Origin of the sequence: Vibrio sp. 10N.286.49.B3, assembly GCF_002873395.1 — a bacterium.
In the GTDB taxonomy this organism is placed as follows: domain Bacteria; phylum Pseudomonadota; class Gammaproteobacteria; order Enterobacterales; family Vibrionaceae; genus Vibrio.
In genome coordinates, this window is sequence record NZ_MCUV01000070.1 from 1 (window position 1) to 203 (window position 203).

General features: G+C 42.9%; 1 tRNA gene. It reads right to left on the minus strand.

Annotated elements, in window-relative coordinates:
- Window positions 1-87: 87 nt before the first annotated feature.
- Window positions 88-163, minus strand: a tRNA-Glu gene (locus tag BCU68_RS16490).
- Window positions 164-203: the final 40 nt, after the last annotated feature.

Consider the following 203-nt stretch of genomic DNA (forward strand, 5'->3'; position numbering starts at 1 on the left):
AATTGTTAAAGAGCAATGTTCGTTTCTTACGAAACTCACCATTTTTAAAAACACTCACTTCCTTTTACAAGAAAATGCGTTTAAAGATGGTATCCCGTAGGGGAGTCGAACCCCTGTTACCGCCGTGAAAGGGCGGTGTCCTAGGCCTCTAGACGAACGGGACATAGGCATCTCTTAACTTATTAAACCATCAATCTGTGTGG